Origin of the sequence: Embleya sp. NPDC020630, assembly GCF_044334985.1 — a bacterium.
In the GTDB taxonomy this organism is placed as follows: Bacteria; Actinomycetota; Actinomycetes; order Streptomycetales; family Streptomycetaceae; genus Embleya.
The window spans coordinates 62,978-80,815 of record NZ_JBIRUB010000021.1 but is presented as its reverse complement, the minus strand read 5'-3'; the positions used below and the strand labels follow the sequence as shown (position 1 = coordinate 80,815).

The window sequence follows — 17,838 nt, the reverse complement described above, 5'->3', positions numbered from 1 at the left end:
GTGGAAACCGAGCTATGCTTTTCATGTACCCGGAAAACGGGGGGCGGGAAAACCGCCGAACGGGCCGCACGAAAAAGGGGCCCGGAATGGTAATTCGTACGGCAATGAATCGCGAATCCGAGGACGGGATTTCCACGCCCGTTCCGCACCGGAGGTGACCATCGCCATGAACGATCCGCGCGCCCGACTGCGAGCGCCCGACACGCCGACGATCGCGCGGCCCTACGCGTCGACCGAGCGATACCGGGACCACCGCAACGCTCTGCTCGGCCTGCTCAAGGATTGGTGCCACACGTACACCGCCGGCCACCTCGGCTCGCGCGAGCACCGCCGGCGCCCCGAGGTCCTCGCGTTCGGCGGGGCGTTCGACGCCCTGATGGACCGGGCGCCGGGAACCTGGCGCCGCACGCCCGACACGCTGGCCCGACTCGCCGACACCGCAAGGGCGTTGATTGCCGCGATGGGCCCCGGCGACGAGCACGACGACGGCAACGGCCGGGCCGTGCTCCGCCGGATCGCCCACGTGTCCGCCCGGATCGCCGAGGGCCTGCGCGCCGACCGCGCCTGACCCCTCGTACCGCACCCGGGCGTGCCCGGGCCGCCCGCAGCACGTACGCCGCGCCACGCGGTTGGTACGGCGCGGGCGGCCACGGACACCCCGCGCACCCGCACATCACCCCTGCTCGCCGGCCCGCCGGTCGAGCACCCCTGCCCGACAACCACACTCTCCGACGGGAGCCTCGCCGTGATCACCTCCACGTCCGTGATGTCCGCCGCGAACGTCATCGGCGCCGACGTCGACTGGGCCGTGACCTACCGCCTGCCCACCACCCGCGCCGGCCAGGTCGTGGTCAGCCCGGACTGCGCCACCCTCGACGCCCTGCGGGCCATGCTCGACTCGATCAACCGGCTCGACGGTGTCACCGACGTCAGGATCGTGCAGCGCACCCTCGCGACCGCGTACGTGACGCTCGCCGACCTCGGCTGACCACCGCGACCGCACCACCGGTGCGACCGGGACCGCCCGCGCCCCGCGCATCGCGGGGCGCCGGCGGCCCGGACCCCACCGGCACACACGCATCCGCACCCCCGCCCGCCGGGCCGGCGGTCGAGCACCCCTGCCCGAACACCCGGAGGCAACCCGCCATGACCAACCCCAACCCCAACCCCAACCCCAATCCCGATCCCGCCCCGCCTCCGCCCGATCCGGCGCCGGGATCCCGGGCGGTGACCGACCGGCTCGGCGTCACCCCGCGCGAGTTGTACCGGCGTCACCGCGATGCGCCCGGGGCCCTGTTCGAACTGGCCGACCTGGTCATCGACGCCGCCCGGGAGGTCGACCGGTGCACGGCCGATCTGGTGCGCGAGGCCCGGGGCGTGGGGGAGTCGGTGACCCGCAGCGCGGACCGGATCCTCGACGGCCGCCGGTTCGACACCGGGATCCTCCAGTACTCCGCCACGCGCCTGGACCTGGCCGCCGGCCGGCACGCGCTGGTCACCGCGCACCTGACCACCCTCATCGACGCCTACGCCCGGGCCTGGAACGAGCCCACCCCCGACCCGCCCACCCCCGTACGGGGTTCGTGAACCCCGTCCACACACCGGAGGAGTCATGGATTCGAGGAAACCGTTGCGGGTCGGCGACCGGGTTCGCGTGAGGTTGCCCTGGTCCGAGGTCTGCCTGCACATGCGCGTCGCCGACCGCGAGATGGACGTCGAGATCCTCGCCGACGGCATGGCCCAACTCCACACCCTCGACGGCGCCCCGTTCTCGGCCCCGATCACCTGGGGCGAGGCCGGCGTCTACCACGACCGCGACGGCCGGCCGTACCTGTAACCCGCCCACCCCCACCCGGGGTTCGTGAACCCCGCCCCTCACCCGATTCCCGCCCCCCGGGGCCGCGTTGCGGCGGCCCCGGGACCCACCCGCCCGACACACCGCGCCACCCCTGCCGAGGAGGTTTCGTGTTCCCCCACCCGATCCCGCTCCCGACCCCGCCGGCCCCGATGCCCGCGCCGCCGCCCGGCCCCGTCGACGACGGCGCCCAGGTCACGGTGACCCCGGCGTGGTTGGCCGGCGACGACACGAACGACGCGGTGTTCAAGGCCGCCCGGGCGGCGGGGTGGCCGACCGCGATCGACGACATGGGCAACGGCCACGCCCGCTCGACCTCCGGCCGGGTGTACCTGGGGTTCCTGCCGGAGGAACTCCCCGAGGAGTTGCACCCGTTCACGCCGCTCGACCTCGACGGGGCCGGGCATGAGATCCGGGGGATCTGGACGATCGACGGCCGCCCCTACGGCGACCTCGCGTGGACGATGTCGTTCAACGACGCCCGGGGGATCGTCAGCGGGGTCCACGTGCCGCAGGAGATCGTCGCCGCCGCCGTCACGGAACTGGCCGCGCCGGGACACCAGGAGCCGGACTGGCTGGCGGACCCCGGTGACCCGGACACGGTCTGGGCGATCACCCGCGCGGCCGGCTGGACGCTCGACCATCACGACGACGACTCGATCACCGCCCGCGCGCCCGACCGCAGCGCGGCGCTCGACCACCAACCGGCCTACAGCGCCGACGAGTACGCCGTGCGCGACACCGGGGGCGGGTGGGTACTGCGCGCCTGGCAATGGTCCCTGTCCGATCACCCGGAGTTGTGGGAAGCGGAGTTCTCCCCGCGCACCCCGGCCGGTGTGATCGCCGCCGTGATGCGCGTGATGACCGGCCCCGGACTGCCCCGCCACCCGGAGGACGTGCCCGCCCACGCCCGCCGCTGATCCCCGCGACGCCCGGGGCCGCCCCGTGGGCACTGTGCCCGGCCGGCCCCGGGACCCCGCTCCCGCCCCGACGAACCACACCGACCGCACTCCACCAACCGCACGCATCGAACGAATCCACGGGAGTCACTCGTGACGAACCACGACACCGCAGACCGCATGCCGACCGACCTTCCGCCGTTCACCCTGATCCAGCGCGTCGAGACGGTGACCATCACCCGCGAGGGCCTGTGCAGCCTGCGGATGAGGCCCCTCGTACTCGACGACGCGTTCGACTCGCGCGAGGGCGACGTGTTCGTCGGCGTGATCGAGCACCCGCCCACCCCCACCACGGCGGCCCAGATCACCTGGATCGTGTTCACCCTCGCACCCCCCCGACGCCACCGACCCCCACCTGCGCATGCGCCACCGGGCCCGGTTCGACGCCGACACCCCCGAGCCCGCCGACCTGATCCGCCGGGTCGCCGCCTGCATGGCCGAACCGTTCTGACACCACCCCACCCCACCCCGTCCACCCCGCCCACCCCGGGGCGTCCACACCGCACGCCCCGGGGCCCGCAACCACCCCGCCACGACCGGAGGTTCCCCGATGTCACACACCAGCCCGCCCGCAGTGCCCCTCGGTACCCGCATGGTGGCCGCCGCCCTCCACGGGGCCACGCCCGACACCCTGCGCACCCCCACCCCGCGCACGACCCCGCAAGTCAGGTGATCGTGTTGATCGTCGCCTGCGCCGACGACGTCGACACCGCCGACGGCGAGCGCACGCGGGCCCTCGACACCACGCTCACCACCCTCGCCACCGCCTACATCTTCGACGCCGCCCCCCACCGCGCGTTGCGCCCGCACACCCCCACCACCGACCCGGCCGTCGCCGACGCCTTCCTGCGCGACGACGCCGACCACCTCGACCGCCTCCTGGCCATCCACAACGCCACGCCCCCCGGCGCCGCCGGCACACCCGGCCGCGACCCCGACCCGGACCGGCTCGCCGCCTGGCGCGCGCACACCGACAACCCCCTCGGCACCGCCATGACCCTCCAACGCCTGGACACCCACCCCGCCCTCCTCGGCGCGATCGACCCGCCCGGCGGCACCGACCCGATGGCCGGCCTGCGCCGACTGATCGCCCGCGACGCCGCCACCCTGGACGACCTCGACACCAACCTGCGCCGCCACCTGCGCGACACCGCCCGGTCCCTGTCGGCCCACGCCGACACCACCGGTGTCATCCGGCCGCCGCTCCTGCGCACCGACACCGTCGGCGCGGTGCGACACCTGCACGCCATCGGCCGCCTCGACCGCCTCCTGCGGGCCTACGCCCTCGCCCGCACCCACCTGCGCAACCGGCTCACCACCTGACCCGAGCCCGCACGCCCGGGCCGCCGCAGCGGATGCGCCCGGCCCGGGCGCCCCACCCCAACCCACCACACCCGTCCGGAGGTTCCCCGTGACGACCCGCCCCGACCGGCCCGCCCCTCGGCCGACGCCCGAGCCCGTACCGCCCCGGCCCCAGCCCGTCGCGTCGACGGTGCCGCTGGGCACCCGCATGGTCCACGAGGCGCTCGGCGACGGATCCGCCGGCCCCGACCACACCATCCACGCCCTCCTGGATGCGGGGCGCGGCCCGGGAGCGCTCCCCGGCCTGGCCCGGCTGATCGTCCACACCGCCGACACCCTCGACAACCTCGACACCGAGCTGCGGTCGAACATCGCCTCGGCCGCCGCCCGACTGGCCGCCGCCCCCGGCCTGTTGGACCGGAACATCCCCCTGGACCGGCACTACGGCGGCGACGTGGCCCTGACCGCCGCCCGCCGCCAGGACACCGCCGGCCACCTGCGCCGCCTGATCACCGTCTACCGGCGCGCTACCGGGCCCGACCCCACCGACCCCGCCGGCTGACCCCGCCCGCGCCCGGGCCGCGACAGCGCATGTGCCCGGCCCGGGCGCCCCACCCCCCCACTCGCCCGTCCCGCCACTTCCGACCGGAGGTTCCCGTGAACGCCCGCCCCGACCGGCGCACCCCACCACCCACACCCACACTGCCTTGGCCGATGCCCGATCCGTCGACGATGCCGCCCCGGGGTCGCCGCATGATCCGCCTGGCCCTCGGTGTGGACGTCACCGCCCTCACCGTCCCGCCGGGCACCGGCACCGGCACCGTCACCGGCGGCCTCGGGCCGGCCGCGCTGATCGCCGAGATCGTGCGCACCGCCGAGAACCTCGACTTCCACATCGCCGCCGAGAGGCGACGGCGGTCGGACATCGCCCGGGCCGAGGCCACCGGCGCCCGGCGCCGCTGCGACGCGCACGGCTACTCCCGGGCCGGGCGCGACGCCCTCGACGCCGGCGACGCCGCCTTCCACCGCGAGAACGCCACCCAACGGCTGCGCCGGCTCCTGGCCGCCTACCGCCATGCCACCGCCACCGCCACCGACCCGACCGCCGGCGTCGCCGACGTCGACGGCCCGTCCCGCCCCGGGGCCGAGGCCCCGATTCCCACCTGCGCGTGCGCCCGACCCGGGCGCACGATCCCACCGCACCGAAAGGACAACACCGTGAACAGCCACGCACACGCCCACCTCGACGACCCGGACAGCCGGGTCACCGTGAAGCCCTACCTGGCCGGGATCGGCGAGGACACCGTCGGCCCGATCGCCCGCCTGTTGGAGAGCCGGGGTTGGACCATGACCGACGACGCCTGCTGCAACACCACCTGGTTCTCCCCGGACGGCCTGGCCCACATCCGGTTCCAGCCCGAGGACGGCGACTACCACCGCGACGGCAACCTGTGGCGGATCACCGTCGGCGACGGCGCGTTCGGGCTCGTGTGGCAGACCACGTTCCCCGACACCGTGCCCTACGAACTGATCAAGGCGTTCGTCCTCGCCATGAACCACCCGGCCGGCCTGGAGCGCCACCCCCGCGAACTGCCCCGCCGCGCACTGGCGAGCGTGTGGGACCCGCGTCCCCTCGGCGAGGAACACCTGCACACCGACGCCCGCGCCCACCTCGACGACCCCGACAGCCGCATCGCCGTGAAGCCGTACCTGGCCGGGATCGGCGAGGACACCGTCGGCCCGATCGCCCGCCGCCTGCAGGACGCCGGCTGGACCGTGACCGACGACGCCTGCTGCAACACCACCTGGTTCTCCCCGGACGGCCTGGCCCGGGTCCGGTTCCAGCCCGAGGACCGCGACTACCACCGCAACGGCAACCTGTGGGTGATCACCGTCGGCGACGGCACCTTCGAGCCGGCCTGGCGGGTCACCTTCCCCGACGCCGTGCCCCACGAGCTGATCGGGGCGTTCGTCCGCGCCATGATCGACCCCGCCGGACTGGTGCGCCACCCGTACGAGTTGCCCGACCGCCACCACGCGGTCCACCCCGCCCGCACCTGACCCACCACCGCACACCGCCCGCCCGTCGGGCGGCACCGCGCACCACACCGGCGCCCGCCCCGCCGCACGACCGGGCGGGCGCCGGCCCCCGGGCCCGTGACCACACCGGGCCGGCCCCGCACCCCCACCCGCGCGTCGGCGATGCCCCCTGCCCGCACTCGTGCCCGCACCCCGTTCCGTCCGCCGCGCCGCCCGTCGAAGGAGGACACCACCGTGATCGTTCGCACCGCCCACGACGTCCCCGAACTCCAGGCCGAAATGGCCCAGTGGGCCCACGACGGCACCCGCCACGGCGCCGCCGCCTACTTCACCGGCGTATTCACCGCCGCCGGCTTCACCGCCCTGCCCGGCGACCCGGAACCCGCCGAACGCCCCGCGGCCGAATCGATGGCCCACCACCTCGCCGACACGCTCGACCTGGCCGAGGCGTTCTACGTCACCTCCGACATGACGGCCCTGGCCCACCACGCCGCACGCCGCCTCACCGACTACGCCTTCACCGTCGAGGACATGCCCGCCCCCGCCGGCGTCCTCGTCTACCAGGACCCGCCCCCCGACCGCCACCACCGCCCGGTCCAGGCCATCACCTGGGGCCCGCGACGCGGCCTCACCACCGTCGACTACTGGGTCCTGCCACCGCGAACCCCCCGCAACGACGAAGTGTCCCCCGACGACCCCGTCGTCCGGCGGTTCACCACCCTCGACCCGAACACACTGCCCCCGGGCATGGACACCCCACACGGCTACGCCTTCGCCTCCACCACCGCCCTGCGACCGGGGGACCGCCTCGACGGCGACGAAGGCACCCACACCCTGCGCCTGCTCGCCGCCACCTGGCTCCTGATGGGCCAGAGCATCGCGACCACCGATACCCTCCACGCCCCCCGCGCCAGTCGCCGCCGCATCGCCCGCCTCGCCCCCCGAACCCCGACCAGCGTCCGCGTGATCGAACTGCGCCATGCCCGCACCCCCGGGGACGGCACCGCCGAGAACACCCCCGGAACCCGCGCCTACCAACACCGCTGGGTCGTGCGCGGCCACTGGCGCCGCTACCGCGACCCCCGCTTCAGCGACGAGGTCCGCGCCCGCCCCATCTGGATCGGCGACCACATCGCCGGCCCACCCGGCGCCCCCCTCATCGGCGGCCGACGCGTACACGTCCTCAAACGCTGACCACCCCACCCCACCCCGGCGCACGACGCACGACGACCCCGCCGCCGGTACCACGCACCACCCCGGTGCCCACCCCGGTGCCCACCCCGGTGCCCGCCCCGCTCTGCCGCAACGACCGGGCGGGCGCCGGCCCCCGGCCCCGCGACGCCCCACGAACGGAGAATCCGGTGCCCACACCGCCCACACCCGCGACCGCCGACACCGGGCCCGGTACCCAGGCGGTCGTCGAACGCCTCGGCATCACCCCGGCCGCGTTGCACGAGCGGCACGCCGGCCCGGGCGACGTCCTGCACGGTCTGGCCGTGTTGATCGACACCGTCGCCACCGACGTCGACCGCGACACGATCCGCCTGACCGACGGCATCGGTCGACTGACCCGCACCCTGGACCGCGCCCTGACGGCGGCGACTCACACCAGCCGCCTGCACGACCTGGGGATCGCCCGGTCGGTCGGCCGCGACCTCGACCTCGTCGCCGTCCGACACGCCCACGCCCTCGCCCACCTCCACGCGCTCCTGGGCGTCTACGACAAGGCCCGCGCCGCGACCACCGCCCCCGCACCGGCGAACACGCCCGCCCCTGGGGCCGCCCTCGAACCGCCCCCGCCCCGCCGCCGCAAGGAGCCCCGCACCGGGCCGTGTTTGTGCCCATGCAACCACGGCGGGTTCTGCGGCGGTTGCGGCCACGCCGGCTGCGGCAGCCGATAGACCCCGCCCCGCACCCCGCCCAGCCCCGACAGGCAGGCCGCGCCCGCCACATCGCGGGCGCGGCGCGGCCGGAACCGACCGACCGTTCCCGCCCCATTTCCGAGGAGAAGTCATGGGCATGCTGCCCACCCGGTTCAGCCACAACAGCCCCGGCCTGTACAACCCGACCGCACCCCTGAACGAGCCCGCCCGGGTCGCGACGATCGCCCGCGCGTTGTGGGCCGCGCCCGGCGCCGGAGCGTTCCACGTGCCGGTGGCCCCCGCCTTCCGGGGGCAGGCGTCGATGAGCGTGCACCCGGTCGTCGTGTTCTCCGCCGGCCCGATCGTGGGCCTGAGCGTGCACCCGCGCACCCGGTTGGACGACCCCCGGCTCGGCGACCCGCTCGCCCACGTGACGTTGCACGGGAGCGCCGTACGGCCCGAGGTCGCCGCCCCCGTCGTGCGCGCGATCACGGCCCACGCCCCCGAGAGCCCGGGCACCACAACAGCCGCCGAATGGGACCTGGAAGCACTCGTCGGGGAGACCAACGCCCGCCCCTCCGAGCCGGGGATCACCACCGATCCGGCGAACTTCCACGGACCCGCCCACGTGAGGGTCGCGGGCCGTGACATCCACGTGAGCCGGCCCATGCTCGACACTCGCGCCGTCCTGACCCCCCTCGGCGCGTGGACCCACCCGGTGCTGGCGGCGGTCGTCGAGGCGATGGCCCAGCCCGCTCTCGGCACGCCGACGCCGCGCCTGCGCGAGGCGTACGCGCCGGTGGTCGACGCGCTCACCGCCGCCGGGCACGTCGCCCGCGTCGCCCTCGACGACGAGTACCCGGTGATCCTTGTGGTCCTGCCGGACGGTTCCCGCCTGCACATCGCCGACGCCGACCACGACGACGAACTCCCCGACCACCTCGGCGAGGTCGCCACGTGGACGGCGATGCACCACCGCTGGGACGACCCGCTCACCGACTACCTCCCCGAGGACGTCGTCCGCGTCCCGCGCACCGCACCCGCCGACGACGCCCACATGGTCGAGGCCGTCACCGCCTACGTCCGCGCCATGCGCGAGTTCTGCTACCGCCGACCGCCCACCACGTGAACCCACCGCCGAACGGCGGGGCGAACACACCACACCCGCCCCGCCGTTCCACCCCAACCCCATACCGACCCACACCCGGAAAGGGACAAACCCGTGACCGACGACCCCACACCGACAACCCCAGCCGATCCCACCGCCCCGGCCGATGCCCCCGTCCCGGCTTCCGAGCCCGAGGCGCGTCCGTCCCTGACCCTCGTCCGGCGCGAGCGTGCCCGCGTCCACGTCACCTCGCCGCTGCTGACGGCCCCGCTGGTCCCGTACACCGTGCTCGGCGTGCGGCGCGGCGAGGACAGGACGATCGTCGCCGCCGTCGAGGGGCGCTCCGGCGACATCGACATCGCCCTCACCCCCCAGAGCCGGCACACCACGGCGTTCGTCGACAGGGTCTGGAACGTCGACACCCGCGAGGCGATGCGCTGCGTCCGCGACCGACTTGCGGGCATCCGGCCCGACCACGACGGCGCGGCCCACGTCGTCGCCGAACACGAATACGTCAAGGTCCTCGCCGACGGCGTCGACTACGTCCACGCCCCGTTCACCGTCGTCGGCCTGCGCCTGCCCGACGACACCGCCCTCGTGCTGGGCGCCTTCGAGGGCGAACCCGTCGACATCGAACTCGCCTGCCTGTCCGACGGATGCGTGCCCTTCGCCGACCCGGTATGGGCCATCGACGCCGACCACGCCCTCAGCCGCGCCGGTATCACCCCCGGCCGCGCCAAGCCGGTCCGGTGGTGGAGCGTCTACGGCACGTGCGACGACGACTGCGAAGTGACGTTCCACGCCGCCATACCCGGCGAGCCCGCCCTCGACGTCCGCCACGAGATCCCCGGATTCGGCGAGCACACCTTCGCCCACGAGGACACCGTCCGCGCCACCGGCCCGGAACGCGCCGTCCGCATCGCCACCGAACGCTTCAACGCCGGCATGCGCGACTGACCCCCAGCCGAACGACCAACACCCCCAACCGAACGACCACACCCCCAAGTGAGTCACCGATGACAACCACGGAACCCACCCCCTCCACCGGACCCCGAGGACAGACCGAACCGGACGACCGCTGGACCCGCCCGACGTTCGAGGCCCTGCCCGAACGCCGCCGCGCGGCCGTGACCGCCGCCGCCGGCGCCCTGTGGCGCGCCAAGACCCACACCCCCGCCAAGGCATGGGACGCGGCCCTGAGCGCGGACTGGCGCATCCACCTCGACGCGCCCGACGAGGACGACTACACCACCGTGTGCACACCGGTCACGGGCGGCAGGACCCACACCGCCCAACCCCGCGACCCCGAACACGAATACCAGGCCGTGTATCCGCTGTGCCGCACGATGGACCGCAACCAGCGGCTCACCCACTACCGGATCACCACCGGCGAACTCACCTGCCGCACCTGCATCGGGTACCGCGAAGGACGCGCCGCCGCCCGCGCACGCCGCGCCGACGCCGCCCCCTGCACCTGCTGCCACGACACCGCGACCTGACCCGCGCCCCGGGCCCGCCGCGACGTGACGCCGCGGCGGGCTCGGAAGGCCCCGCCCGACACGCCGACGGCCGCGCGAGGTTCCACGCCGCCGTCCCGGGCGGGCCGGTCCTCGACGTCCGCCCCAAGGTCCCCATCCCCGAAAGGCACATCATGAGCTACCCCGACGAAACCTCCGCCGACGAACTTCAGGCCATCCGCGAGCAACGGCTCGACGTGGACCTCGAAATGGCGGCCATGACCGCCGTGGGCGATCGCATCGCCGAACTCCGCCGCGCCGGCATCTGCACCCACGGCTCCACCCAGGGCCACCGCGCCGACCCGGACCTGCGCCCCGGACAGCTCAGGTGCACGGACACGTGCAAGCGGGTCTTCGCCTCGGACGAGGAATGGCACGCCGCCATGGACGCCGCGCTGGACATGTGAGCCGCGCCTTCACCACCGCGCCTGATCGCGTCCGTGTCCGGGCCGGCCGGTGCGCAATGCCGCGGGCCCGGACAACCCCGCCCCCACCCGACACCTCGAACGCGGAAGGAACACAGGCATGCACACCCCCGACCATCGGGCACACGACGACGAGAGTCCGCACGTGGACGAGGCTCGCGCCTTGATCGACTCCGCCTGCGTCGACGAACACCACGTTCGACGCGAACACCACCGCGCGACGTTGTCGAACCTGTGCGACGACCTCGTCCGCGCGGCCCGCGCACACGAGTACGACCAGACCCGCGCCCAATTCCCCGACGAGGACATCCACCTGGAGAACGGACACACGCCCTACATACGCGTGCTCCAGGACGTGTGGGAGCTGCGCTACTTCCCGCCCTCCGCCGTGGAGATCCACGAGAGCGGCCACGGATACCGCGACGGGTTCTCCCTCCACGACGACCTCGACGTGCCCCTCGACGCGTTGGCCTCGGTCACCACGAACGACCTCCGCGTGTACCTGTGCCGATGGATCACAGCCCGACGGTGAACCACGCCCACGCCACACCACACCCGCATTCGCGAACCCCCGGAAGGACCACACCATGAACGACGAGCACTACGCCGCCCTGACCATCATCGACTGCTGTCCGGACACCGCCGCAGAACTCGGCGACCGGCTGCGGGACGCCGGATTCCTGACCGACGCCGAGCGCTACCGCACCGACCCCGACGCGCAGGAGCAACCCCCCGCCCCGGGCGAGGTCCTGACGGCCTACGGCATCGACACCGACGGCATCCAGGACGTCCTCGACGAACTCGCCGCGCTCGACCCCCGTTTCGCGTGCCGGGTGCGGACCGAGGGCGAACGGGGCGAACCCGGGACCCTGTTCGTCCACCTGCCGGGACGAACGTGGCGAGGCCCGTGCGACCGGGCCGCCACCCCTGTCGTCGACGCCGACACGGCCGCCGCCATCGCCGCCGAACCCGACCACCACACCCGCGCCCGACTCCTCGACGCCGCCACCGGCCACCGCATACGCGCCGCGCTCGCACACCTGCAACACCTGCACGACCTGGAGGCGATCGCGACGGAGGTCGGCATCGCCGAATCGGATCTGGACGCCGCCGTGCACGACGTGTTTGCGGAACAGGCCGCCGAGGTCAACAACGGGGGACGCCCGGCCCAACTCGTCCTGTTGAACGAGGGTTGTCGCGACCGGGACGCCTTCCGGGACCTTCTTCGAGACCTGCGGTCCTGACCCCACACGCGACCGCCCCGTACACGACCGAACCGGCACGCCACGGCGCCACCCGCCCGAGCACCGCCACACCGGGCGGCCCGCGCCGGCCGGAAGCCCCTGACCGGGCGTCGTTCCCGCACCGCACATCAGGCACCGCCCGCGGCCAGCCCGACGCAGGCGCCCGCGATCAGGAACGGCCCGAACGGCACCCGCGCACCCGGCCCACCGGTCACCAATGCGACCGCAACCCACAGAGCGGCCAGGACGAACGCCGCGCCCGTGCCGACGAGTACGCACGACCACCCCGCCCACCCCAGCCCAACGCCGACGACCACGGCCAGCTTGACGTCGCCCATGCCCATCCCGCCCACCGCCGCCATCGCCAGGTGCACCACGCCCACGACCACACCCGCCGCCGCGGCCCGCGCGAACGCCCCCGGCCGGCCCTGGACCACGGCAACTCCCGCCAGGATCACGACCAACCCCACGCCCGCCACCCCCACGAGCCGGTCAGGAAGCCTCCGCACCGAGACGTCGACCAGAGCCGAGGCAACGGCGAACGGCACCAGCCACCACCACACCACCGCCGTCCACACCGGAGCCGCCACCGCCGGCGCCCCGACGAACCCCAACCCCGTCACCACCTCCGCCACCCACGGCGCCGCACCCACCCGTACCCCGCACCACCGGCACCGCCCCCGCACCGACAACGGCCGCACCACACCTCCCGCCGCGACCACCACCTCGCCACACCCCACACACTCCCGCCGCGGCGGCGCACCCGCCGGCACCGCGTACCGGAACACGACGACCCGCACGAGGGACCCCACACCGAACCCGACGACGAACACGACCACCCACCCCGCCACCGCCATCCCGACCCCTTCCGTCACGTCGCGCCCTCGACGACCCTCGGGCCCTCTTCCGCTCGCTGCGGATGCGGAGTAGCGTTCCCGGCCCCGATCTTGGAGGTCCCGTGTGGATCATCCGTGAATAGACGAACGACGACGGCGTCACCTGCCGGGCCGTGATGAGCGAAGAGGCCGCCGCCCGCCCCGACGAGGAATACCGCGCCACCCACCGCCGCCTGCGACCCCGCCTACCCGACCCCGCGCTCGAACCCGTCAACCGCCTGCTGAACACCAACCTGGACGCGTTCGTCCTCGAACGCCTCGAAAACCTCCACACCCCCGGCAGAAACGTCGGCATGAACGACCTCCTCCCGGGCCTGCTCCGCCCGGACATCGACCCGCAGCTGCTGGCGACGATCGACCGGCTCCTCGACCAGGAGATCGAGGCCCTCGCCGACCGCATCTGCCGCGGCACACCGCGAGAGACCCGTCCGCGGGCAACCGGCCCTCCCCTCTTCCGGGGGTCCGCGCGACGCACGAGAGCGGCCCCGAAACCGCACGAGACGATTTTCGGGGCCGCTCCCATGTCATCCCCCGCGGGGCACAGCCCGCACACCACGCCGCGAGACGAATGTGTGGACCCCACGAAGGGCACCCGCCCACCCTGCCGGCAACCCGCCCACCCCCGCACACGATTCACCCGAACGACCTCACGTGCACGAGTACCCGACTGCGCCCGGTCGAGCGTCGCCGGTCGCGGCCGGCGCCCGCGGGGGCCAGGAATGGGTCGACCGCAGCAGAATTCCGACGCCGGAAAGACGCCGGACCACCGCGCCGAACCCCCGATCGCCTCCTCACGGCAAGCGAATCTTCTGTTCGAGAAGGTGCCTCAATGCGCTGCACAAGAAAAAGCCACGGTGAGAACGCCGATGTCGCACGCACACGGCCGCGCCCAGGCAGGAGCTGCAGCGGGCGGAGGCCGGCTGCCCGCCCGTTACCGACAACGCGTGCATCGTCCGGGTCCAGTTGTCGGACCGCAGGTCCCGCGTCGGGGGTAGGGCGTCACCTTCGCGGGACCTGAAACCGCTGGTAGCAGGGTTGAGTGGTCTGTGGCTCCACTCCGGCGGTCACAACTGCTGCGCGTTCTCGTGAACATCGTGTGCCGTCGTGCTCGGTTCACGGTCTGGGTTCCCATGAGCGCGGGGGTGGTTCTCCGGTCTTTCCGGGAGGGAGTCCGGGGGCCGACACGCGTGAACGAGGTGCGAACATGTGGGAGTTCGGACATGGCGGGCCTGTCGAGGTTCCGGCACCGCCCGCTGGAAGCCTTACCTCCGCCCCTTCGCCGTCGTAGCGTCCGCCCCGGGACAACCAGCCGGGCGTTCGGGTGCCGGATCGAGGGGCGCACGGCCCCGCGACGAGACATCCGCTTCGCTCACCCGACCGGCACGTGTCCACCGCACGTGGTTTCTCGTCCGTCGAGAAATGTTCACACGAGCGTCGACAGGAGTGTCCGATGAAAGAGCACACACTTCGACCACGGCACCTCACCGCGCGGGGCGTCCGCGGCGGGATCGCCGCCCCGACCGCGACCCTGGTCCGCCCCGGTGCCGCCGCGGCGACCACTGGCTCCGACCCCGCGCGGTCGCGCGCGGGCGGCGAACGGGTTCGCGTCGCGACCGCACGTGGATTCCGACCCGGTTCGTTCCTGTCCGTGCACATCCGGACCTCCGCGGTGTGCGCCGCCTGAGCGGGGGTGGGACGAATGCACGTGCAAATCCTGGGGCGAGTGCGCGCGTGGCAGGACGGTGTCGAGATCGATCTCGGTCGCGCCCGGCAGCGCGGTTTTCTGGGGCTGCTGGCGTTGACGGACGGACAGCCGTGGTCGCGGGCCGACTTGGTGGACGCGTTGTGGCCGGACGATCCACCCGCCACTGCGGCGAACATCATCCAGGGCCATGTCAAACACCTGCGCCGACTCCTGGAGCCGGAGCGCGTGCGGCGCGCCGCGAGTGTGGTCATCCCCGCGGTCGGCGACGGGTACGCCCTTCGGATCCCGGACGGCGGCTTGGACCTGGCGCGGTTCCGCGGTCTGGCCGCCGCGGCCGATGAGGCGGCGCGCGCCGGTGAACACCCGCGGATGACCCGGCTGCTCGGGGACGCGCTGCGGCTCTGGCAGGGGCCGCCCCTGGCCGACGTGCCGGTCCTCGCCGACCACCCGAAGGTGCTCCGACTGCTCGGGGAGCGCCGGACGGTGCTGGCCCGGTACGTGGACGCGCTGTTGGCCGCGGGTGCCGCGGCCGAAGCACTGCCGCTCCTGGAAGAGGAGGCGAGCCGCCACCCCTTCGACGAGGCCACACAGGCGCGGTTGATCAGGGCGTACCAACTCGCCGGGCACCGCCGAAAAGCGTTCGTCGTGCACGAGAGCGTGCGTCGGCGGCTCGTCGCCGAACTCGGCGTCGATCCCGGGCCCGAACTCGCCGCGGCACACGCCGCGTTACTGAGTCGGCGAGACCAAGACGAAGGGACGGCGGCCCCTCCCGGCTCCGCCCCGGTCGAAGGGATCGAGCGGGACGCGGCCGTGGCCGAGGCGCGGCCTCCCGCCGTGGCCGAGGTCCCCGCCCAACTCCCTCCGGACCTGCCGGTCTTCGTGGGCCGCGGCAACGAACTGGAGCAACTCGACCACCTGGTCGACCACTTGACGCCGCGCGCCGACGCGGTGACGATCGCCATGATCACCGGTCCCGCGGGGGTGGGAAAGACCGCCCTCGTGGTGCACTGGGCGCACCGTCGGGCCGATCGGTTCCCGGACGGGCAACTGTTCGTCAATCTCCGGGGATTCGCCCCGGGCGGGCCCGCGGTGACGCCGGCCGAGGCGGTACGGGGGTTCCTGGACGCGTTCGCGGTGCCGCCACAGCGTATACCGGTCAGTGTCGAGGCGCAGAGCGCGCTGTGCCGCAGCCTGCTGTCCGGCCGTCGGGTGCTGGTGGTGCTGGACAACGCCGCGCACGCCGAGCAGATCCGTCCGCTGTTGCCCGGTTCGCCCGGCTGCCTGGTGCTGGTGACCAGCCGCAACCGGATGCCGGGCCTGGTCGCCGCGGAGGGGGCCGCGCCGACCGTCCTCGATGTCCTGCCCGCCGCCGAGGCCAGGAAGCTGCTGGTCGGCCGGATCGGGCCGCACCGGGTGGCGGCGGAACCGCGGGCGACCGACGAGATCATCACCCGGTGCGCGGGGCTGCCGTTGGCCTTGGCCGTCGTCGCCGCCCGGGCGGCCACCCACCGTGACTTCTCGCTGGGTGCGCTCGCCGGCGAACTGAGCGCCGCCCGCACCACCCTCGACCCGTTCGCCGGCGACGACCAGGCCACCGACGTACGGGCGGTGTTCTCCTGCTCACACCGCACCCTCGACAGCGCGGCGGCCGGGCTCTTCCAACTCCTGGGCCTACACCCCGGACCGGACATCACGCCGCCCGCGGCGGCCAGCCTGGCGGCGGTTCCGGAGCCCCGGGCGCGCCGACTGCTCGCCGATCTGGCCCGGGTGAACCTGATCACCGAGCACCTGCCCGGCCGGTTCGCCTGCCACGACCTGCTCCGCGCCTACGCCGTCGAACTCGCGGAGGCCCACGAGCCGGCGGCGGAGCGCACCGCGGCGCGGCGGCGGATTCTCGACCATTACCTGCACACGGCATACCGGGCCACGCAGATGACGGATCCGCATCGGGACTCGGTGACGCTGACCCGGGAGCAGCTCGAGCCCGGAAGCGTCCCGGAGCACCTGATCGACCGGGATCACGCGGTGGACTGGGTCGCCACCGAACACCAGGTGCTCCTCGCCTCCGTTCGGCTGGCCGCCGACACCGGCTTCGAAGCCCATGCCTGGCGGCTGGCCTGGTGCCTGGCGAACTTCCTCGAGCTGCGCGGGCACTGGCAGCAGCAACTCACCATGCAGATGAGCGTGTTGGAGGCGGCGCAGCGTCTCGACGACCCGGTGGCACTGGCGCACACCCACCGAATCCTCGGTCGGTGCTGCGCTCGACTGGGCCGGAACACGGACTCGCGCCGCCACTTCGAGGCGGCACTCGCCCTGTTCCGAGACGTCGGCGACCTCGTTGCCCAGGCCCACACGCACCGCAACCTGACGGTGCTCTTCAACAGCCTGCACCGCTACCGGGAGTCCCTGAGCCACGCGCTGCTGGCCTTCGAGATACTGCGGTCCTCGGGCCACCGCGACGGGCAGGCCCGAGCCCTCAACGCGCTCGGCTGGGTGTACGCGCACCTGGGCGACCAACAACGAGCTCTGACCTGCTGCCGGCGGGCCCTCGTCCTGGCCCGGGAACTGGGCGATCGTTTCTGCACGGCCAACACCCTGGACAGCCTCGGCTTCGCGTATGCCTGTCTCGGACGGCACCGATGGGCGGTGGAACACTACGACCGGGCCCTGCACATGCACCGGGAGAGCGGGGACCGCTACTACGAGGCGGAAACCCTGATCCAGCTCGGCGACAGCCACCGGGCCCTGGGCGAGATCCCCAAGGCCCGGGACGCCTGGCACCGCGCCCTCGCCATCCTCGACGACCTCGGCCACGACCAGGCGGAAGCGGTACGCACCCGGCTGCGGCGGTAGCCGCCTCGCCTCGGCGCGGGACAGCGGTCGAGCCGGGTTCGTCGGCGAACCCGGCTCGACCCTGTGCGGATG

General features: G+C 73.8%; 19 protein-coding genes. 17 read left to right on the top strand and 2 right to left on the bottom strand.

Annotated elements, in window-relative coordinates; genetic code table 11:
* Positions 1–166 precede the first annotated feature (166 nt).
* From ACH4XV_RS40380 to ACH4XV_RS40360, 5 genes are all read left to right on the top strand, one after another.
* Positions 167–568, top strand: coding sequence for a hypothetical protein (locus tag ACH4XV_RS40380; RefSeq protein ID WP_395798226.1), 402 nt, complete (start codon positions 167–169; stop codon positions 566–568).
* A gap of 177 nt (positions 569–745) precedes the next feature.
* Entirely contained in the window at positions 746–988 is a 243-nt protein-coding gene (locus ACH4XV_RS40375; protein ID WP_395798224.1) for a hypothetical protein, read from the top strand.
* A 158-nt stretch (positions 989–1,146) separates the two neighbouring features.
* Positions 1,147–1,587, top strand: a complete 441-nt coding sequence (locus tag ACH4XV_RS40370; RefSeq protein WP_395798222.1) for a hypothetical protein — start codon at positions 1,147–1,149, stop codon at positions 1,585–1,587.
* Positions 1,588–1,612: 25 nt separating this feature from the next.
* The gene (locus ACH4XV_RS40365; protein WP_395798220.1) at positions 1,613–1,837 is read left to right on the top strand and encodes a hypothetical protein; all 225 of its coding nucleotides are present in this window, start codon (positions 1,613–1,615) and stop codon (positions 1,835–1,837) included.
* A gap of 128 nt (positions 1,838–1,965) precedes the next feature.
* Positions 1,966–2,775: a hypothetical protein gene (locus ACH4XV_RS40360; RefSeq protein ID WP_395798218.1), complete on the top strand. Its 810-nt coding sequence runs from the start codon at positions 1,966–1,968 to the stop codon at positions 2,773–2,775.
* 126 nt (positions 2,776–2,901) lie between these two features.
* On the opposite strand, the gene ACH4XV_RS40355 is transcribed toward ACH4XV_RS40360, so the two are convergent.
* Positions 2,902–3,090 carry a hypothetical protein gene (locus ACH4XV_RS40355; RefSeq protein ID WP_395798216.1) on the bottom strand — a complete coding sequence of 63 codons (189 nt, stop codon included), beginning with the start codon at positions 3,088–3,090 and terminating at the stop codon, positions 2,902–2,904.
* A 393-nt stretch (positions 3,091–3,483) separates the two neighbouring features.
* Here ACH4XV_RS40355 and ACH4XV_RS40350 point away from each other — a divergent pair, with 393 nt between their 5' ends.
* The 11 genes from ACH4XV_RS40350 to ACH4XV_RS40300 all read left to right on the top strand — a co-directional run bounded on the left by ACH4XV_RS40350 (position 3,484) and on the right by ACH4XV_RS40300 (position 12,312).
* Complete coding sequence (locus ACH4XV_RS40350; protein WP_395798214.1) at positions 3,484–4,137, top strand: hypothetical protein; 654 nt, start codon at positions 3,484–3,486, stop codon at positions 4,135–4,137.
* An 88-nt stretch (positions 4,138–4,225) separates the two neighbouring features.
* The gene (locus ACH4XV_RS40345; protein WP_395798212.1) at positions 4,226–4,678 is read left to right on the top strand and encodes a hypothetical protein; all 453 of its coding nucleotides are present in this window, start codon (positions 4,226–4,228) and stop codon (positions 4,676–4,678) included.
* 152 nt (positions 4,679–4,830) lie between these two features.
* A complete protein-coding gene (locus tag ACH4XV_RS40340) occupies positions 4,831–6,177 on the top strand; it encodes a DUF317 domain-containing protein (protein WP_395798210.1) in 1,347 nt (448 codons plus the stop codon).
* Positions 6,178–6,390: 213 nt separating this feature from the next.
* Complete coding sequence (locus ACH4XV_RS40335) at positions 6,391–7,350, top strand: hypothetical protein (protein ID WP_395798208.1); 960 nt, start codon at positions 6,391–6,393, stop codon at positions 7,348–7,350.
* Between the two features lie 167 nt (positions 7,351–7,517).
* Entirely contained in the window at positions 7,518–8,057 is a 540-nt protein-coding gene (locus ACH4XV_RS40330) for a hypothetical protein (RefSeq protein ID WP_395798206.1), read from the top strand.
* A gap of 112 nt (positions 8,058–8,169) precedes the next feature.
* The gene (locus ACH4XV_RS40325; RefSeq protein ID WP_395798204.1) at positions 8,170–9,147 is read left to right on the top strand and encodes a hypothetical protein; all 978 of its coding nucleotides are present in this window, start codon (positions 8,170–8,172) and stop codon (positions 9,145–9,147) included.
* A gap of 93 nt (positions 9,148–9,240) precedes the next feature.
* Entirely contained in the window at positions 9,241–10,083 is an 843-nt protein-coding gene (locus tag ACH4XV_RS40320; protein WP_395798202.1) for a hypothetical protein, read from the top strand.
* A gap of 59 nt (positions 10,084–10,142) precedes the next feature.
* Positions 10,143–10,625, top strand: a complete 483-nt coding sequence (locus tag ACH4XV_RS40315; protein ID WP_395798200.1) for a hypothetical protein — start codon at positions 10,143–10,145, stop codon at positions 10,623–10,625.
* A gap of 152 nt (positions 10,626–10,777) precedes the next feature.
* Positions 10,778–11,050: a hypothetical protein gene (locus tag ACH4XV_RS40310; RefSeq protein WP_395798199.1), complete on the top strand. Its 273-nt coding sequence runs from the start codon at positions 10,778–10,780 to the stop codon at positions 11,048–11,050.
* A gap of 118 nt (positions 11,051–11,168) precedes the next feature.
* Complete coding sequence (locus tag ACH4XV_RS40305) at positions 11,169–11,600, top strand: hypothetical protein (protein WP_395798197.1); 432 nt, start codon at positions 11,169–11,171, stop codon at positions 11,598–11,600.
* 55 nt (positions 11,601–11,655) lie between these two features.
* On the top strand, positions 11,656–12,312 hold the full coding sequence (locus ACH4XV_RS40300) for a hypothetical protein (RefSeq protein WP_395798196.1): 657 nt from the start codon (positions 11,656–11,658) through the stop codon (positions 12,310–12,312).
* Positions 12,313–12,440: 128 nt separating this feature from the next.
* Here the strand turns inward: ACH4XV_RS40300 and ACH4XV_RS40295 are convergent, their stop codons facing one another.
* Positions 12,441–13,187, bottom strand: a complete 747-nt coding sequence (locus tag ACH4XV_RS40295; protein ID WP_395798194.1) for a prepilin peptidase — start codon at positions 13,185–13,187, stop codon at positions 12,441–12,443.
* Positions 13,188–14,907: 1,720 nt separating this feature from the next.
* Here ACH4XV_RS40295 and ACH4XV_RS40290 point away from each other — a divergent pair.
* Positions 14,908–17,766: an AfsR/SARP family transcriptional regulator gene (locus ACH4XV_RS40290; RefSeq protein WP_395798192.1), complete on the top strand. Its 2,859-nt coding sequence runs from the start codon at positions 14,908–14,910 to the stop codon at positions 17,764–17,766.
* The last annotated feature ends 72 nt before the right edge of the window (positions 17,767–17,838 follow it).

Bases quoted from the DNA above. Each gene is read 5' to 3' on its own strand.
- ACH4XV_RS40380 (WP_395798226.1), top strand. From the start codon at position 167: ATGAACGATCCGCGCGCCCGACTGCGAGCGCCCGACACGCCGACGATC.
- ACH4XV_RS40370 (WP_395798222.1), top strand. From the start codon at position 1,147: ATGACCAACCCCAACCCCAACCCCAACCCCAATCCCGATCCCGCCCCG.
- ACH4XV_RS40365 (WP_395798220.1), top strand. From the start codon at position 1,613: ATGGATTCGAGGAAACCGTTGCGGGTCGGCGACCGGGTTCGCGTGAGG.
- ACH4XV_RS40340 (WP_395798210.1), top strand. From the start codon at position 4,831: ATGCCCGATCCGTCGACGATGCCGCCCCGGGGTCGCCGCATGATCCGC.
- ACH4XV_RS40325 (WP_395798204.1), top strand. From the start codon at position 8,170: ATGGGCATGCTGCCCACCCGGTTCAGCCACAACAGCCCCGGCCTGTAC.
- ACH4XV_RS40315 (WP_395798200.1), top strand. From the start codon at position 10,143: ATGACAACCACGGAACCCACCCCCTCCACCGGACCCCGAGGACAGACC.
- ACH4XV_RS40310 (WP_395798199.1), top strand. From the start codon at position 10,778: ATGAGCTACCCCGACGAAACCTCCGCCGACGAACTTCAGGCCATCCGC.
- ACH4XV_RS40305 (WP_395798197.1), top strand. From the start codon at position 11,169: ATGCACACCCCCGACCATCGGGCACACGACGACGAGAGTCCGCACGTG.
- ACH4XV_RS40300 (WP_395798196.1), top strand. From the start codon at position 11,656: ATGAACGACGAGCACTACGCCGCCCTGACCATCATCGACTGCTGTCCG.
- ACH4XV_RS40290 (WP_395798192.1), top strand. From the start codon at position 14,908: ATGCACGTGCAAATCCTGGGGCGAGTGCGCGCGTGGCAGGACGGTGTC.